This window comes from Pandoraea bronchicola (assembly GCF_902459805.1).
Lineage (GTDB): Bacteria > Pseudomonadota > Gammaproteobacteria > Burkholderiales > Burkholderiaceae > Pandoraea > Pandoraea bronchicola.
The window spans coordinates 691269-709290 of sequence record NZ_CABPST010000002.1 but is presented as its reverse complement, the minus strand read 5'-3'; the positions used below and the strand labels follow the sequence as shown (position 1 = coordinate 709290).

At 64.3% G+C, this 18022-nt stretch carries 13 protein-coding genes; 7 read left to right on the top strand and 6 right to left on the bottom strand.

Annotated features, from left to right (window positions below):
* Nucleotides 1-70 precede the first annotated feature (70 nt).
* Nucleotides 71-1687 (top strand): EAL domain-containing protein, encoded by a 1617-nt coding sequence (locus PBR20603_RS07300; protein WP_174977817.1) that lies wholly within the window; start codon nt 71-73, stop codon nt 1685-1687.
* Nucleotides 1688-2003: 316 nt separating this feature from the next.
* The gene (locus PBR20603_RS07295) at nt 2004-2270 is read left to right on the top strand and encodes a hypothetical protein (RefSeq protein ID WP_150558841.1); all 267 of its coding nucleotides are present in this window, start codon (nt 2004-2006) and stop codon (nt 2268-2270) included.
* A 102-nt stretch (nt 2271-2372) separates the two neighbouring features.
* Here PBR20603_RS07295 and PBR20603_RS07290 read toward each other — a convergent pair whose 3' ends face one another.
* Complete coding sequence (locus PBR20603_RS07290) at nt 2373-3023, bottom strand: hypothetical protein (protein WP_150558840.1); 651 nt, start codon at nt 3021-3023, stop codon at nt 2373-2375.
* A 657-nt stretch (nt 3024-3680) separates the two neighbouring features.
* Between PBR20603_RS07290 and PBR20603_RS07285 the strand changes: the two genes are divergently transcribed.
* Both PBR20603_RS07285 and PBR20603_RS07280 read left to right on the top strand, forming a co-directional pair.
* The gene (locus tag PBR20603_RS07285) at nt 3681-5036 is read left to right on the top strand and encodes an MFS transporter (protein WP_150558839.1); all 1356 of its coding nucleotides are present in this window, start codon (nt 3681-3683) and stop codon (nt 5034-5036) included.
* Between the two features lie 166 nt (nt 5037-5202).
* Nucleotides 5203-6414, top strand: coding sequence for a multidrug effflux MFS transporter (locus tag PBR20603_RS07280; RefSeq protein WP_174977816.1), 1212 nt, complete (start codon nt 5203-5205; stop codon nt 6412-6414).
* Between the two features lie 70 nt (nt 6415-6484).
* Here PBR20603_RS07280 and PBR20603_RS07275 read toward each other — a convergent pair whose 3' ends face one another.
* Nucleotides 6485-8845, bottom strand: coding sequence for a cytochrome P450/oxidoreductase (locus PBR20603_RS07275; RefSeq protein ID WP_150558837.1), 2361 nt, complete (start codon nt 8843-8845; stop codon nt 6485-6487).
* Between the two features lie 381 nt (nt 8846-9226).
* Here PBR20603_RS07275 and PBR20603_RS07270 point away from each other — a divergent pair, with 381 nt between their 5' ends.
* From PBR20603_RS07270 to PBR20603_RS07260, 3 genes are all read left to right on the top strand, one after another.
* On the top strand, nt 9227-10072 hold the full coding sequence (locus PBR20603_RS07270; RefSeq protein WP_425495793.1) for an IclR family transcriptional regulator: 846 nt from the start codon (nt 9227-9229) through the stop codon (nt 10070-10072).
* A gap of 238 nt (nt 10073-10310) precedes the next feature.
* Entirely contained in the window at nt 10311-11177 is an 867-nt protein-coding gene (locus PBR20603_RS07265) for a 4'-phosphopantetheinyl transferase family protein (RefSeq protein ID WP_150558835.1), read from the top strand.
* Between the two features lie 127 nt (nt 11178-11304).
* Complete coding sequence (locus PBR20603_RS07260) at nt 11305-12909, top strand: ABC transporter substrate-binding protein (protein WP_150558946.1); 1605 nt, start codon at nt 11305-11307, stop codon at nt 12907-12909.
* Nucleotides 12910-12965: 56 nt separating this feature from the next.
* Here PBR20603_RS07260 and PBR20603_RS07255 read toward each other — a convergent pair whose 3' ends face one another.
* The 4 genes from PBR20603_RS07255 to PBR20603_RS07240 are packed head-to-tail and all read right to left on the bottom strand — an operon-like array spanning nt 12966 to nt 17755.
* Nucleotides 12966-13856, bottom strand: coding sequence for an NAD(P)-dependent oxidoreductase (locus PBR20603_RS07255; RefSeq protein WP_150558834.1), 891 nt, complete (start codon nt 13854-13856; stop codon nt 12966-12968).
* Nucleotides 13853-15598 carry a dihydroxy-acid dehydratase gene (gene ilvD / locus PBR20603_RS07250; protein WP_150558833.1) on the bottom strand — a complete coding sequence of 582 codons (1746 nt, stop codon included), beginning with the start codon at nt 15596-15598 and terminating at the stop codon, nt 13853-13855. The genes PBR20603_RS07255 and ilvD overlap by 4 nt, the downstream gene beginning before the upstream one ends.
* Nucleotides 15599-15650: 52 nt before the next feature.
* The gene (locus tag PBR20603_RS07245; protein WP_150558832.1) at nt 15651-16430 is read right to left on the bottom strand and encodes an SDR family NAD(P)-dependent oxidoreductase; all 780 of its coding nucleotides are present in this window, start codon (nt 16428-16430) and stop codon (nt 15651-15653) included.
* Entirely contained in the window at nt 16427-17755 is a 1329-nt protein-coding gene (locus tag PBR20603_RS07240) for an MFS transporter (RefSeq protein WP_150558831.1), read from the bottom strand. Before PBR20603_RS07240 ends, PBR20603_RS07245 begins: the two co-directional genes overlap by 4 nt.
* Nucleotides 17756-18022 lie beyond the last annotated feature (267 nt).

Here is an 18022-nt window from a genome sequence, read left to right as displayed (position 1 = left end):
GAATGCGCCGGGCGTCACCTTGTCCGAAGATCGTGTGGCAATCCGATGCATTCGATGCATCCGATACGCGGTGCGCTACACTGGCGGCCATGCCCCGCAAGCGATCCGGGGCGTCACGCGGACGCCACTCGCCATGCACACGCTTAGAAGACTGACCCGATGGTTGCCGGTGCTGACGGGCGCCATTGCGGGTATGTTGGTCATGCTGCTGGTGGGTCAGATCGTGCAGACCCGCATCGACGACTTTCGCCTGCGCGCCTATGTGCAGGAAATCATGGGTTTCATGAGCGACGCGTCGGCGTCCAGCCGCAACGCGTTGCTTAGCGCGATGTACAGCGGCGCCGTGCCCTGTACCGATGCCGATATTCTTGCGCTGCGCCGTGTGGCGATGCGCAGCCCCTATCTCCATGACATCGGACGGGTTCAAGGTGCCCGGGTGTTGTGCTCCGCCCTCGCGGGACGGCTCGACCCGGAGCCGGAACTGCCGCCGCCAAGTCATGAAACGCGTAATGGCATGAAGCTCTGGCCGACGCTGACTGGCGTTGTGACACCAGGCGTGCAGGTCAATGCCACCGGCATGGGCGACGTGCTGGTCTTCAGTCCCCCTGTCTTGCCTGAGCGACTTGCGATGCCGCCGAGCGGCTTTGCTTCGGTCGCGTCGACGAGCGACATGGGGTTTCAGTTCTGGCGCGCGGGCCTGTTCGAAGACCAGCAACGCATTACGCTGGGCGTCACCTCGCGATGGCTCGATATCGGGCCGCTGCGTCGCTATTCGATGTGTTCGGGCCAGGTGGACGTTTGCGCATCGGCGGTCTACGTATCGTCGCGGATCCTGACCAATCCGACGGGCCTGATGCTGGTCCTGACCATCGGCGCGGCGGCGGGAGCATCGATGGGGATGTCGTGGCGTTCGCGCAGACGCTACCGGATGTCGATCGACTGGATGACGCAACAAGCCGCCGAAACCGGCGGCATTCATGTCGTGTATCAACCGCTGGTGCGGCTGCGCGATCGAAAAATGGTCGGCGTGGAGGCGCTGGCGCGGCTGAACGACAGCGCCGGCGCACCGATTTCGCCGGACATGTTCATTCCGATTGCCGAGCGGCAGGGCGTGATCGGGCTGATTACGCGGCAGGTCGTGCGCCGCGCGCTGATCGATATGCACGGCCGCGCGCTGGCCGATCCGGCGTTTCACATCAGCATCAATCTGGCGGCGACGGACATCGTCGACAGCACATTCCACACGTATCTGAATCACACATCGGCGTCGCTGCGGGTGCCGCGCGCACAGATTGCGCTCGAGATCACCGAGCGTTCGACAGACAGCATGACGCGGCTCCGAGAGGCCCTGGACCGTCTGCGTGCGGACGGTTATCAGATTCATATCGACGATTTCGGCACGGGGTTCTCGAATCTTGCCTACCTGTCGACGCTGAACGTCGATGCGCTGAAGATCGACCGCATGTTCACGCAGTCCATTGGTACCGATGCCGTGGGCAGCGCCATCGTCGATCAGATCTGCAAGATGGCGGCGCTGCTCAAGGTCGAGGTCATCGTTGAGGGGCTGGAAACCGAGGGGCAGGCGCACTACATGCTCACGCGGTATCCGGACGTGGTCGGGCAGGGATGGTTGTTTGGAAAAGCGGTCCCGGCGGGTGATCTGCCATCGGGCGGAGATGATGGCTGAGGGGCGTCAATGTGCCACAGGCTTAGTCAAAACCCGCGGATTTTCAGCAGACGAAAAGTGCGTCGGAGGGTCGGCAGTCAGCAAAAATTTCTTTGCGCATCAGGCAAATTACCGAGAATAACGACAACGATTCGGGACTACAGTGGAATCACCGTGGTCCTGATGTGCCCCCGACCTCCACGGACTATCCGGCTCGCCCCCAAGGCGGGCCGCTTTTTTTTCCCGTCGTTTGTCGAGATTCTTGTACATGTTACGATTCCCCAAAAAACAGCATTGGCAGACAGTTCCATAGCTGTCGCACTATCGAGGGGGACATGTGACTGATTCGTATCATTTTTCCTGGCATTACGTCAGCAACACGCCGCCTGGGCGCCCGTTCGAACTGGCCGGGGCGATCACGCCGCGCGCCGACGAGCGCTTCGACGGGGCCGTCGATGCCTATTGCGATGGGCACTACATTGGCCGCTGCGAGTTCTCCAGTATCGACGCACACGATGCGTCCGAGGCCGCGCAGCAAATCCGAAAGCGTATCGAGCTTCGCATCGAGGATCGCGTGGCGCGAGAGCATGCAACTTCGCACTGAAGGGCTGCACTGACGGCCACACTGACGGCCACGTTAAGCGCAGCGCTTAGCGCGAGGCTACCTGCTTATCAAACGCCAGACCGTTCCACGGAAGGCGGCCGTTCAGCGCCAGCGATGGCAGCAGCGCCCGCCCCATCCCCCCCAGCCGCGTCCCCATGAAAACGAAAACGACACGTTGCTGAGCCAAGGCGACGGGCCGAAGGCCGGGTAAAACGGTGCGTAGGCCGGATATGCCGAATATGCCGGATACGTGGGATATGTCGGATAGGCCGCGTAGGCGGGATAGGCCGAATACGCCGGATAGGCGGGATAGCCGGGATAGGTCGAATAGGTCGCGTAGCCCGGGTCCGGCGCGTACGCAACGGTGCCCGACGGCACGCGCGAGGTCGGCGGCGGCACATAATCCGGAGGCACGGGCGAGCCGTTGGGATAGACGGGCGTGCGCGGCGTTTGCTGGGTCGACGGCCGGTAATCCGGTGGCACGGGCGAACCATTCGGATAGCTCTGACGTGCAGCCGTGCCCGCAGGCGGCGGCGGTGCGGGCGACGATCTCACTGGCGCGGCGACGACACTCGGCGTTGGCACCGGCGCCGTCGAGACATCTGCCGCACCCGGGGCGCCTGGTGCGGCGCGCATCGCTTGCGGTGCGACAGGGCTGGGGGAGAGCGTGAGCGCGCCTCCCGGATACTGCACGACATAGCAGCCGGCGAGCGGCAAAGCACAAAGCAGGGTAGCGAGCGGCGCGAGTTTCATGGCAACGAGTGTAGCGCAGGAAGGCGTACGGTCAGCGAGGTCGGCGCCGCACGTGCATTACGGTCTATTGCCGATGCGGTGAGGACGCGCGGGATCGACAGCCAAAAAAAACGGCCAGCAATTTGCTGGCCGTGAAATCCACCAGGAGGAGGTGGAGGAGACAGGTGCAACTATATCAGGGAAATCCCTAGAAGGGTTAACCTTTGCTGAAAAAATCTGTAGAAAAACCACAAGTGCGACAATTCGTCGCTTTTTTGTGCGTCAGCCACCCAATTCCCCGCCCCGCATAGCCCTTTGGTGCATCTCCCGGGCGTGGTCTCCCTCTCCGGATGGAGAAAAACAACACATCCGACTGCGATAGCGCACAGCCGGGGCCATCCGCCCGCCGTTGGCTCGCTGCGCCCATCGTGTCATGCATTCCCCGGGAATCTAAGTGTTAACACCAAGCATTGATTTACGTTCGGCGATATAAACTTCCGCAAAGCGTAATTTTATGCGCGAGAGGATGTGGCAAATCCATCCTCCGGCCCGATGCATGAAATGCCCTGCATGCCCGACCGGGGCAGCAGAGTGCCTGGTGCGAGGCAACGACTGGAGAAGCCGGCGCCTCGACCGGGTACGCAATGACACGAAGTTGCGAGAACGTTTGGAGACAGGATGAAAGCAGCAGAAGTGAATGTGGGCACGCTGATCGACGAGAGTCGTCTGGGCGCCTATCAGTGGTGGGTGATTGCGTTGTGCGCGATGTGCCTGGTGGTGGACGGATTCGACGTCCAGGCAATGGGCTACGTCGCCCCGGTAGTGATCCGCGAGTGGGGCATTGCCAAGGAAACGCTTTCGCCGGTGTTCGGTGCTGGGCTGTTCGGCATGCTGGTCGGGTCGCTCACGTTTTCGGCGCTGGCCGACAAGTTGGGTCGCCGTCCGGTGCTCATCGGTGCGACGCTGTTTTTCGCGGTGTGCATGATCTTCACCGGCTTCGCGAACACGATCACGGAGCTGGTCGTCTGGCGCTTTGTGGCCGGATTGGGTCTGGGTTGCATCATGCCGAACGCCATGGCGCTCGCCGGTGAGTACAGCCCGCGCCGCATCCGCGTGTCGCTCATGATGATGGTGTCTTGCGGCTTTACGCTGGGGGGCGTGGTCGGCGGGCTCATCACGGCGGCGATCATTCCGAGTCTGGGTTGGCGCGCAGTGTTCTACATCGGCGGGGCGATCCCGTTGGTGCTCGGCGTGCTGATGTGGATTTCGCTGCCCGAATCGATTCAGTTCCTGATGTTCAAGAAGAGCGACGCCGCACGTATTCGCAAGCAGTTGTTGCGCGTCGCTCCCAAGGCCAGCGTTCCGGTCGACGCCCGTTTTGTGCTCGACGAGCAGAAGGCGAAGGGCGTGCCGTTCATTGAACTGTTCAAGGACGGTCGCGCCCGCGTGACGCTACTGCTCTGGGTCATCAACTTCGCCAACCTGCTCGATATGTACTTCCTGTCGAACTGGCTGCCGACGGTGATTCGCGATGCCGGCTACTCGACGCAGGTTGCCGTGATGGCGGGGACCGCATTGTGGGCGGGCGGCGTGATCGGCACGCTGCTGCTCGGCCGCGTCATTGACCGGGTGGGCTTCACGAGCGTGCTGGCCGTGACCTTCCTGATTGCGATTGCGGCAACGGCGGCGATCGGCAATCCGGTCGTGATGGTGTCGATGGTCGCGGTGTTCGTCGCCATCTTCTTCGCGGGCTTCTCGATCATCGGCGGACAACCGGCGCTCAACGCGCTGGCCGCAACGTACTATCCGACGTCACTGCGCTCGACCGGTATCGGCTGGAGCCTGGGTATCGGCCGGATCGGCTCGGTACTCGGCCCGGTGCTGGGCGGTGCGCTGATGCATCTGCAATGGTCGTCATCGTCGCTGTTCCTCGCGGCGGCGGTGCCGGCGTGCGTGTCGCTGATCGGTGTGCTGGCGATTGCTCGCACACAGCGCAGCAACGGCGCCAACCTGCGCACGGCAGCGGCCAACTGATGGCGATGCGTCGAACCCGCGGGCGGTGCCATAAGCAGCGGTTAAGGGTCCGATAACCATCGAGTATGAAAGCGCGACGCCCGCCAGCGTTATCATGGCGGGCGTCGTTGTTTTCGCGACGTTCTCTACGGCGCGACAGGCGTCGTGCCGAATCATCATAACGATAATGACCTCGACGTCCGAACTCTCTTCTGCGTTGCCTTCCGAGCGTGTGCTGCTGGGCATTCTCGGCCTGTTCATGATGATCGCGCCGGCGTCCACGGATATGTATCTGCCGGGACTCGTGACGATGCGCCACGAGTTGGGCGCGAGTGCTGCGGCCACGCAACTCACGCTGTCATACTTCTTCCTCGGTTTCGCGTTCGGACAACTCGTGTGGGGCCCGCTTGCGGACCGCTTCGGGCGCCGCCGGCCGATGGCGGCGGGCATCGCGCTTTACATTTTCGGCAGCATTGGTTGTGCGTTCGCCGACAGCATGGACCACATGATGATGTGGCGCTTCGTGCAGGCTCTCGGCGGATGCGCCATGCCGGTGATTGCCCAGGCCATCGTGCGCGACGTCTATGGGCCGCGCAACAGTGCACGCGCCTTTTCGATCATGTTGCTGGTGATGAGCGTCGCGCCAATCGTGGCGCCGCTCGTCGGCGGGCAGATGCTGCGCTTCACCACATGGCGCGTGATCTTCGGCATTCTTGCGGTGTTCGGCGTGGTGGCAATGTTCGCGCTGTGGCGTCTGCCTGAAACCGGGGCGGTGCATGCGCGGCAGTCGGGCGGCCCGCGTGCTGTCGTGGCGTCGTACTGGCAACTGTTGCGCGACCCCCATTTCGTTGGCTACATGGTGGCGGGCGGGGCGGTCTTCGGCGCGTCGTTCACCTACATTACCGGCACGCCGCTGGTGTACATGGAGTATTTCCATGTGTCGCCACAGTTCTTCGGGGTGCTGTTCGGCATCAATATCGTCGGGATGGCATCGATGACGATGTTCAACTCGCGTCGTGTGGGGCAGGTAGGGCCATACCGTCTGATGCGCATCGGCATCATCGGGTGCGCCATCGTGACGTCGGTGTTGTGCGCGACGGTGTGGCTGGGCTTTGCGTGGCTGCCGCTGATGGTCGCGCTCCTGTTCTTGTTCATGTCGCTGCGTGGCATCATCACCGCGAATTCGGTGGCAGGCGCGCTGGCCAATCACCCGACGCGCGCCGGTGCCGCGGCGGCGCTCGTCGGCAGCGTGCAGTATGGCTTCGGCTTCGCCGCAGGCGGCCTGCTGGGGGTGCTCAACGACGGTTCGCCTCGTCCCCTCGCAACCGTCATGTGCGGATTCGCGGTGCTGGCGCTCATCGCGCTGGTGACGATGCTGCACAAGCCACAGCACGGATGAAGATCCAAAGCGGTGGATCGATACCCGGGGCGCCGCAGCGCCCCGTCGTCCTTCCGGCGGACACCGCGGCTTAGAGCGCCAGCACCAGCTTCTTACCGCAAGCGCGCGAGCAGCAGGACATCATCTTCGTGTTCGCGTCGCGCTCGGCACGCGTGAGCACCACGTCGCGGTGATCCACTTCGCCCTCCAGCACCTGCACTTCGCACGAGCCGCACAGACCTTCCTCGCAGTCGCTCTGCACGTCGATGTTCGCCGCGCGCAATGCCGTGAGCAACGTTTGATCCGCCGGCACTGTCACCGTAATGCCCGAATCCTTCAGCGTGACTTCGAACGCATGCTCCTTTTCGGGGTCCAGCGTGCCCAGTTGCGACTGGAAATGTTCGACGCGCAACGTGTCGTCCGGCCAGTGCGCACAGCATTGCGCCAGACCACCGAGCATGCGCACGGGGCCACAGGCATACACTTGCGTGCCGTCTTGCGGTGTCGCGAGCAGGGTGGCGTAGTCGGCGCGCTGGCCTTCGTCCTTCACCCACAGATGCAGGCGCTCGCCATGCAGGGCCTGGAGCTCGTCGATCAGTGCCATCGTGCGGCGGCTGCGGCCGCTGTAATGAATTTCGTAGTCGATGCCCAGCGTCTTTGCGCGCCGTGCCATGGCGGCGATCGGTGTGACCCCAATGCCCCCCGCCACGAAGATCGCGCGTGACGTCGTTTCATCGAGCCGGAAGTGATTGCGCGGACCGCGAATGCGCAGCCGGTCACCGGTCTTCACCTGCGTGTGAATCCAGTTCGAACCGCCACGGCCTTCCGGTTCATGCAGTACGGCGATCTCGAACGCCCCCGCGTGCGCAGGATCGCCGCACAGCGAATACTGACGCGAGAGCCCGGTGTCGCCGCATTCGATATCGATGTGCGAGCCCGGTGCCCAGCGCGGCATGGCGCGGCCGTCCGGGGCGACAAGACGCAGCTTGACGATGCCTTCGGCGGCCGGTGTGACGGACTCGACCACGACCGGACGCGTCACGCTGTGACCCGAAGGTTCACCGATACGCACGGGCGACTGGCGTGTCAGCACGGCCGGATCGCGGCGCTCAGGGTTCTGCGCCGGGTCCCACTCGACCCACACATGCTCCGGGCCCCGGAACGACGTGTTCGGCACATACGTGAACGCCTGCTCGGCGAGCTTCATGTGCGGCAGACGGCGAGTGAACTCCTCGAGAAAGATCTGCATTTCCATGCGGGCGAGGTTCTTGCCCATGCACTGGTGCGAGCCGTAACCGAACGTGAGCTGGTCGCTGGCATTTTCGCGGCGAATGTCGAACAGATCGGCGTCGGCGAAGTGCGCTTCATCGTGGTTGGCGGACGACGTCACGATCAGCAGCTTCGAGCCCGCAGCGATGTCGATGCCGCCGATGTTCACATCCTTCGTGACCAGGCGGCGCCACGCAGCGACCGACCCGTTGTGACGCAGACACTCTTCCACTGCGTTCGGAATCAGCGACGGGTCTTCGCAGATCTCGCGCCAGACGTCCGGGTGCTGCAGCAACAGCTTCATCGCGTTCGCGGTGGCGTTGGCTGTCGTCTCGTGAGCGGCCACGATGCCCGCCATCATCATCGAATGCAGATACGAATCGGTGACGACCTCGGGGTAATCTTTCTGCTTGCGAATGCCGTACTGCATCCAGCCGGGACCGTCCGGATTCTGGCGCATCTTGTCGAGAATCTTGCCCGCGAGTTGCCAGAAGTTGCCCACGGCGTGCGCCACAGCTACCTGCTCCTCAGGCTTCGGACGTCCCCACGTGTTGACCGTGTGGGCGATGGAGTACTCGCGCAGCTTGTCCATGTCCTCTTCCGGCACGCCGAGGAAGTGCAGCGCCACGGTGAGCGGGACTTCCCACAGCATCTGGTCAACGAGATCGGCGCGGCCGTCGTTGACGAAGCGGTCGACGTACTCGCGCGCGAGCTGGCGCACCAGCGGCTCGTGATGCTTGAGATGCTCAGGCGTGAACGGCTCCATCAGCACACGCCGGCGCGGCATGTGCGCCGGTTCGTCTTCGTTGACGAGCGTGCGATTGAGTGCAAATCCATAGGACGCCAGCACGGCATTCGCTTCCGGCCCCGTCGGCGTGATCTTCTCCAGCGCAATCGACGGGCTGAAGGTAATGTTGTCGCGGAAGATCGCCTTGATGTCGTCGTAGCGCGTCACCACCCAATAGCCGAGCTTCGGGCTGTAGAACACCGGCTCCTGTTCGCGCGCCCAGCGCACGTATTCCGGCGGGTCTTGCTGATAGCCGTCTTCGAACGGATCGAAGTCCGCAGCGCGCGCACTCACCGGGCAGCCATTGGGCGCCTTGGCCTCGGATGTCTGATGAAACGGGCAGCCGCCAGTGCTCGCGGCGGCGGTGTCGGGGGTGGGGGAAATCGTTTGGCTCATCCGTTCACGCTCTCTGGGGGCGGGTGCGGCGACGGCCATGCCGGGCTCGCGACGACACACGCAATGGAACAAGTGTAGAGGAGCGGCTCGCGATCGGGCAGCGTGTGCGTGAGCGCACTGACGGCCGACTTTGGCGGGGACGTCTCCTCATCCCGATGTGATTGGCTCCGGTTGGCCGACAACTCTGCGTCAGGGAGCATTCACATTCTCCGAATCTGTTAAGCGTAAATATAATACGCATTGCGTAAATAGGTGGACTGGGGTTAACCTCTAGGCCCAGCGATGTCGGACTATGGCGATTTGCGTCATAAAATCTCGCCGATGACCACAAGCAAACGACCCACAGCAGGCCGACCGCGCAGCGCGGTGGTGCCTTCCGGCGTGACGGATGGCCTCCCGGCCTCCGGCACCGATGCGATCGACGCGCCTCGCGAGCGCGGCCGCCGTCAACGGGTGCAGTCTGCCGAAACCGGCATGGCGGTGCTTAAGGGCCTGGCCCGGCTGGGCGGTCGCGCGAGCCTCACCGCGCTCGCTCTGCACGTGCAGCAAAGCCCCGCCAAGGTTCACCGGTACCTGATGAGTCTCGTGGAAGAGGGACTCGTCGCGCAGGATACCGACTCGCAGCACTACCATCTCGGGCTTGAAGCGATGCTCATCGGCGTGGCGGCCATGCGGCAGGCCGATCCGGTGCGGGCGGCTGAACCGGCGCTGGTGCGTCTGCGTGAGGCATTCGACGTCACCTGCTTTATTGCCGTCATGGGCAACAAGGGGCCGACCATCGTGCGTTTCGAAGAGCCGGGCCTGCCGGTGACGATCAACGTGCGAATCGGTTCGGTGATGTCCGTGCTCTGGTCGGCGGCCGGTCGCGTTTTCCTTGGCTTGCTCGACGATCCGCAAGTGCTCGCGATGGCCGAAGGCGAGCTGGCGCACGCCACGCCGGAGCATCGGGCGCAGCTCGATGCAACCGACCCCATCGGCGCACTCCGGGCGTCTGTGCGCGCTGCCCAGGGCGCGAGCGTGCGCGATACCAATCTGACCGGTATCAGCGCGCTGGCCGCACCGGTCTTCAACTACGACGGTCGCCTCGTCGGCGTGATCACGGCGCTCGGCGCTACCGGCGGATTCGACGCCCGCATGGACGGCCCGATCGGCGAAGCTGTGCGCCGCGAAGCGTTGGCCGCCAGTCACTCGCTGGGCTATCGGCCGCCGCTGCCTGCGAGCGCCTGACGCGTCAGCGTTTCCGAGCCACGGTCTCGATGGGGCACCGCTACACGCGCGGCCGCTCCATCGCCAAGCCCCGCACCCCACGCCACTTTCGATCCGGATCTCATCCGTTCTTATGCGGACCCTTGTGCTATTATTTGATAATGATTCTCATTATCAAATGAATGGCCGCCGATGGCTTTAGGCATACACAAGACTGACTTGTCATCGGAGACCTCGCCTGTGGAGGTCGAAATTGCAGATGTTGAAGCGAACGGTTGATTCGACGCCGCGCGTGTCATCGATTCCAACGCCTTCGATGACCTACGTGCCGCTAGGGCAGTTCGGTCAGGGCGAGCGCAAGCTGACGGGCGGCGCGCAGCATCGTGCGCTGACCGGCAGCGGCATGGAGGCCGCAGACAACCTCGATGCCCATCGGCCGTCCGTGGCGCGGCCCTTTCCCCAGTGTGGTGGTGACGAACTCTGGCTGTGGCGCTTTCTGCTGGCCGGGCGTCCGTTCGGGGCGACGGGGGCAGCGGCGGGCGGTCCCGACGACGGTGCGACATGGTTGTCGGCCGCCGAACACTCGCTCGCCCGCCGGCTGCCGCGTCAGCAGATGCGCCATCGATTCCTGTCGGAGCGCATCGCATTGCGCTGGATTTTCGGCCGCTGGTTTCGCTGTGCGCCCGCGCACGCGCCTGTCCCGGCGGCAACGCCCGGTGTGTCGTCGCTCGAGTGCGACGGACCGCACGGCAAGGTGTGGGTCGATATGGCGCATGCGGGATTGTGGTTATTCGTTGCGCTGGGGCAGGGCCCGGTGGCGCTGGCAGCGCACGCGCCGGCGCCCGTCGGGACGGATGACTCCGCGAAGGTGAGCGCTCGGCCGTGCGATCCGTTCGCCGTTGCGCGCGACACCGCGCATCGCCTGTGTCTTGCGCGTCTGGCAGGCGAGGGGGGCGCACTGGCGTCGGGCGCTGAGGTTCCGTTGCTGGCTCACCCTTACGTGAGCGTGCCGTACGCGGGCCGCACACGCTATCTATACGACATGTCCGTCAGTTCCCGGCTGACGGTGGCGGTGGCGCGCGACAGCATCGTCCATCGGATACGGGCCTTCGGTTGGCAAAACTGACATTCAGCTTCAGGATTCGTGAGCGCAGAGATAAGCATATGCGGCGGTGCAAGGGCAGTTGTCCTGAATTTGCGCTATTCTGGCCCGCTGTTTGCCAACCGTCATCGACTTCCTGGAGAAGAAGCTCATGCACCGTCGCTCGCGTCGTACACTCGCTGCCGTTCTGACTGTCCTATCCCTGCCGTTGGTGCCTCTCGCAGCGCATGCCAAGGCCCTTACCGTATGCACCGAAGCCAGCCCTGAAGGCTTCGACGTCGTGCGCTACAACTCGCTCACCACGACCAACGCTTCCGCCGATCCGGTGTTCAACCGGCTGGTCGAATTCGATGCCGCGCAGGCGAAAGTCGTGCCGAGTCTGGCGACCAAGTGGGAAGTCAGTCCCGACGGCTTGACCTATACGTTCACGCTGCGTCCGAATGTGAACTTCCATAGCAACGACCTCTTCAAGCCGACGCGCGCCTTCAATGCCGACGACGTCGTCTTTACGTTCGATCGCATGCTCAACGACAACGCGCCGTGGCACAAGCTCACGCCGTCGGGCTTCCCGCATGCGCAATCGCTCTCGCTGGGCAAGCTGATCAAGTCGGTGCAGAAGGTCGACGACAACACCGTTCGTTTTACGCTATCCGAGCCGGACGCCGTGTTTCTGTCGATGCTGTCGATGGGCTTCGCGTCGATTTATTCGGCCGAGTACGCCGACAAGCTCATCGCCACCAACAAGACGGATGAACTGAATGCGCGTCCGATCGGCACGGGCCCGTTCGTCTTCCGCAGCTATCAGAAGGACAGTGTCGTGCGCTTCGATGCCAACGCATCGTACTTCGGTGGCAAGCCGGCCTCGGAACGCCTGATCTATACGATCGTGCCCGACGCCGCCGTGCGCGCGCAGAAGGTGAAGGTCGGCGAGTGCCAGATCGCACTGTCGCCGAAGCCGCTCGACGTGCAGGCCGCGCGCGGTGACAAGGCGCTCAAGGTGGTGGAGACGCCCGCCTTCATGACGGCGTTCGTCGCCATCAACACGCAGCACAAGCCGCTGAACGACGTGCGTGTGCGTCAGGCGCTGAATCTGGCGTTCGACAAGCCGAACTACGTCAAGCAGGTGTTCGAGGGCACGGCGACGCCGGCCGTCAATGTATATCCACCGAACACGTGGAGCTACGCCAAGAACGTGGCGGACTATCCGCACAGCATCGAGAAAGCGAAGAAGCTGCTTGCGGACGCCGGTTTCCCGCAAGGTTTCGAGACGACGATCTGGACGCGTCCGGCAGGCAGTTTGCTCAATCCGAACCCGCGCGTGGGGGCCGAGATGCTGCAGAGCGATCTGGCGAAGATCGGCGTGAAGGCGCAGATCAAGACCGTGGAGTGGGGCGAACTGATTCGCCGGGGCAAGGCGGGCGAACATGACCTGCTGTTCATGGGCTGGTCGGGCGATAACGGCGATCCCGACAACTTCCTGACGCCGCAGTTCAGTTGCGCTGCCGTGACCTCGGGGACGAACTTTGCGCGCTTCTGCGATACGAATCTCGACAAGCTGATTGCCGACGGCAAGCGCACACCCGATGTCGCGACGCGTACGGCCAAGTATCAGGCCGCGCAGAAGACGATCAAGGACGATGCGTTGTGGATTCCGCTGGCGCATCCGATAGCCGCGGTGATTACGCGCTCGGACGTGTCGGGATATCAGGTGAGCCCGTTCGGCCGCCAGAACTTCGCGACCGTGCAAGTCAAGTAAGTCATCGGTGATGGCTGGCCATGCCCCGCAGCGGGCATGGCGACTTCAAAACGCCATCACGCGTTCGGTGAACTCTCTGCTTCGCCGATCCGGAATATCTGAGACAGATCCCAATCCGCCATACCGCGTTGCGCGGCGTCCTTCAGCAAACGGCGCACCTCGGGCAGCACGCGTTGCACCGTAGCGCTCGTGTGGGCCAGTTCCGCAATCGCATCGAGATCCTTGAGCATCACGCGAACCGTGCCGGTGGCATGTGCCGGCGGGGTCACCATGCGCGGCCACAGCGTTTGCAGCAGAACGGAATCGGCCCAGCCGCCTTGCAGCGCCGACGGCACGGCTGACGTATCGATGCCGCTGCGTTTGGCCAGCAGGAAGGCTTCGGCCAGTCCCGCGAGCGTGGTGGCAACGATGGCCTGATTGGCGAGCTTCGTGGTCTGGCCTGCACCGGTGTCGCCCATGCGCGTGACGCGCGACGAGAACGCGCGCAGCACCGGCGTGATCGTTTCGATGGCCTCTGCCGGCCCGCCCGCCATGATCGCCAGTGTGCCTGCTGCGGCGCCAGCTGTGCCGCCGGACACGGGCGCGTCGATCCACACACTGCCGGTCGCTTCGTGCCAGCGCTTCGCGAGGGTGCGGGTCAACGCAGGCGAGAGGGTCGAGTGGTCGACGAGAATGCGCGGCGGCGTGGCGGCATGCACGAGCCCGTGCTCACCGAACACCACATCCTCCACGGCCCTACCGTCGCCAAGGCAGAGCAGGGCGATGTCGACGCATTCGCCGAGTGCCTGCGGGGTGACGCAGGCCATGGCACCAGCGTCGGTCAGGGCTGCGAGCTTGGCGACCGAACGGTTCCAGATAGCGACCTCGTGTCCGGCAGCGAGCAGCCGCTGCGTCATGGGTTCGCCCATGCGGCCGATGCCGCAAAAGCCTACGCGTGGGGTAGTCATCGATTCGTGTCCTCGTGGGTTGGCGTCTCCCCGAGCAAGGCTTCATAGGGCCATTCCACGGCCCCCGAATGCGTGACGGCACCGAGCTTGGCGGGCCGCACGAGCGCTTCGTACTTTTCCAGTACGCCGCCCAGACGTCCGCGCACGAACGGCTTGGCCTCAGCGGCGCGCGCAGCGAGTGCCTCGTCGGAGAGTTCGACGTCGAGCTTACCCTTGATGGCATCGATGTGGATGCGGTCGCCGTCGCGCAGCAAACGGATCGGCCCGCCTGCCGCCGCTTCGGGGCCAACGTAGCCGATGCACATGCCGCGCGTCGCCCCGGAAAAGCGGCCGTCGGTGAGCAGTGCGACCTTCTCGCCCATGCCCTGGCCGTAGATCGCTGCCGTCACACTCAGCATTTCGCGCATGCCGGGGCCACCCTTGGGCCCTTCGTTGCGAATCACGAGCACATCGCCCTCACGGTACGTGCCAGCCGATACCACAGCCATGCAGTCCTCCTCGGTTTCGAACACGCGCGCGGTGCCTGAGAACACCAGTTGCTTCAGGCCGGCCGTCTTGAGTGCGGCGCCGTCCGGAGCGAGGTTGCCGCGCAGTACGACCAGTCCCGCGTTCGGCGAGAGCGGCTCCGTGTGCGGCTTGACGACGCGGCCGTCGGGACCGGGAAACGCGCGCAACGCGACGTCGAGTGTTTCTCCGCTCTGCGTGAGCGTATCGCCGTGAATGTGGCCGCCCGCAAGCAGCGCGTTGAGCACCGCAGGCACCCCGCCGACATGATGCAGATCGACGGCCAGGTAGCGGCCCCCGGGCTGCATGTCACCGATGAGCGGCGTACGGGCGAGCACTTCGGAGACGTCGTCGAGCGTGAATCGGATGCCGGCCTCGTGCGCAATCGCGGGGATATGCAACATGGCGTTAGTCGATCCCCCCGTGGCCGCCACTGCCGCGCAGGCGTTTTCGAGACTCTTGCGCGTGACCAGATCGCGCGGCAGCGGTCCGCCGTTGCGCAGGGCGCGCATCACGTTCTCCCCGGCGCGCCGGGCAATGGCAATGCGTTCGCTGTAGACGGCCGGGACCATGGCGGAGCCCAGCGGCGCGAGGCCGAGCACTTCCGCCACCATCGCCATCGTGTTTGCCGTGAATTGACCCGGGCACGATCCAGCGGTCGGCGTGCAGCGCTTTTCGATGCCGCTCAGTGTCTCGGCCGTCATGTCGCCGCGCTGCGCCGCACCTACGGCTTCGATGGCGGTGAGGATCGTGGCCTGCGAGCCGTCGGGGGCCACGCCCGGCAGCATCGCGCCACCAAACAGGAACACGCCGGGGACGTTCACGCGCACCATGCCCATCAGAATGCCGGGAAGCGTCTTGTCGCAACCGGCCACGCCGACGAGGGCGTCGTAACAATGCGCGCGCACGAATAGCTCCACGCTGTCGGCAATCGTCTCGCGTGACACCAGCGAGAAGCGCATGCCGGAATGATTCATCGAGGTGCCATCCGACACGGAGATCGCCGAACCGCGGATCGGCACGCCGCCACCCGCCGCCACGCCAAGCCGGACATTATCCGAAATCTGATTCAGCGACATGGAGCAGGGCGTGTTCTCGCCAAACGTATCGACGATGGCGACGAACGGCTTTTCGATGGCGGCGTCGTCGAGGCCGGTGGCGCGCAGAAAGGCGCGGTGCGGCGTGCGCGTCACACCTTCGGTAACGGTGCGGGAGCGGTGTTTGTGCAGATCTGTCATGGGGACTTCCTTATATTGTGTCGCGCGCGTTGACGTCGCTCAGTCAGGCCGTTCAGGTGTTCAGCAGCAAGCCGTTCTCGATGGCGAGCACCTGACCGGTCATCGCGGGCGCGTGGGCCGCGAGGAACCAGGCGAGGTCGGCGATTTCCGATGGCTGCGAGACGCGCTTGAGCGGCGCGTTCTCGCGCATGCCGTCGACCACGCGGGCGTAGGCCTCGTCGCCGAGCACGCGTCGCAGCAGGCCGTCGTCGACCATGCCCGGCGCAATGGCGTTCACGCGCACGTATGGCGCGAGATTGCGAGCGAGCGAGAGCGTCAGCGCATTGACCGCGCCCTTGGACGCCGCATAGGCAATTGACGACCCCGTACCGTTGAGCGACGCGAGCGACGAAATGTTGATGACGGCGCCCGACGGTGCGCCTGCCGGCCGCTCGCGCAGCAAGGGTGCTGCGGCGCGCGTCATCTGGAACATGCCGATCAGGTTGACGCGGTAGATGCGTTCGAACTCGACGTCGTCGATGGCGTCGAGGTCGCCGTGCGGGATCACGCGCGTCGTGCCCGCGCTGTTCACGAGGGCGTCGAGCCGTCCCCATTGCGCGCCGACAGTGTCGGCCATGCGGCGGCACGCGGCATCGTCGCCCACGTCGGCATCGATGACGAGCGTCTGCGCACCCGCGTCGCGGCATTGCGCCGCTACCGATTCCGCGGCGGCGCGAGTGCTGTCGTCGAAGTTGTTGATGGCCACGGCCCAGCCGTCGCGAGCGAAGCGCAGGGCAGTGGCGGCGCCGATGCCGGTGGCGGCGCCGGTGACGAGGCAGACGGAAACACTCATGCGTGACTCCGTTGCGGGCGCAGCGACAGCACAATGCAGGCACCGCCGACCAGCGCGCACGCCAGCACGATCATGCCCGGCAGCAACTGCCCGGTGCTGTCCTTAAGAAAGCCGATGACATACGGGCTGACGAAGCCCGCGAGGTTGCCGGTCGAGTTGATCAGCGCAATGGCAGCGGCCGCACCGGCGCCGCCCATCATCGCCGTGGGAATGCCCCAGAAGACCGGTGCAATCGAGTTGATGCCGATAGCGGCCACGATGAGGGCGGCCATCGACCACCACAGATGCTGGGCAAGCAACACCGAGGCGAGCATGCCGGCGGCACCGAGCAGACAGCACACCGCGACATGCACGCGGCGCTCGTTGTGGCGATCCGCGTGGCGTGCGACCAGAATCATCGCGACGGCGCTGATGAGCGACGGCACCGCAGAGAGCAGCCCGATGTTGCCGAGGTTGGCAACGCCCGCGGCGCGGATCATCGTCGGCAGCCAGAACACGAGGCCGTAATTGCCCATCGCGATGCAGAAATACAGCAAGCCGAGCAACCAGACCTTGCCGTTACCGAATACCTCTCGCACGCTCTGGTGGGCGCGGGTGCTGTCGTCGGCGGCGAGATCCTGCGCGAGCAGACGCTTTTCATCCGCGCTGAGCCACTTCACGGTTTCGATCCGGTCCTGCAATACGAAGAACGCAGCGATGCCCACGAACAGCGAGGCGACGCCTTCGATCAGGAACAGCCATTGCCAGCCGGCGAGGTCGTGCAGACCGCCGAACCGCTGCATGATCCAGCCGGACAGCGGGCCGCCAATGGCACCCGACACCGGAATCGCCACCATGAACAGCGCGATGATCTGCGAGCGTTTGTTCGAGGGGAACCATGTCGACAGATACAGCACGATGCCGGGGAAGAAGCCGGCCTCGGCCACGCCGAGCAGAAAGCGCAGGACGTAGAAAGACACCGGGCCCTGCGTGAACATCGTCAGGCAGGAAATGATCGACCACGTGACCATGATGCGCGCGATCCACATGCGCGCTCCCACGCGGTGCAGGATCAGATTGCTCGGCACTTCGAAAATGAAATAGCCGAGGAAAAACACGCCTGCACCGGCGCCGTAGACAGTTTCGGACAACGACAGGTCAGAGAGCATCTCCAGTTTCGCGAAGCTCACGTTCACACGGTCGATGTACGCAACGATGAAAGCGAGAAAGAGGAACGGGATGATGTGCCAGGTCAGCTTGCGATACAGCGCGTCGCGCTGTGTCGGGTCCAGGGCGGCATTCGCGCCGGCATGCGGCCGCGCGCCGCCGGAAAGGGACGTGCTCATGGGTGTTGTCTCCGTGGATGCGTGCCATTCGGCACGTCGAGTTATTGGGCAGCGTGCCGCGCGTTCGGTTATGCGGTGGCGTCTCGATGGGAAACGGCATTAGGCCGTTTCTGAGTCACCGAGGCATTATGGGACTCCCCGCGCGACAGTGCTGCTCGATCGAAGGGTAAGGGGTGGGCAGGTGCAACGGCAAATCACACTTTGGGCTCGTGGTATTACCGTTTGGTTATGATGTTGGCGTTTCACCTTCGTGCCACACGATGGACT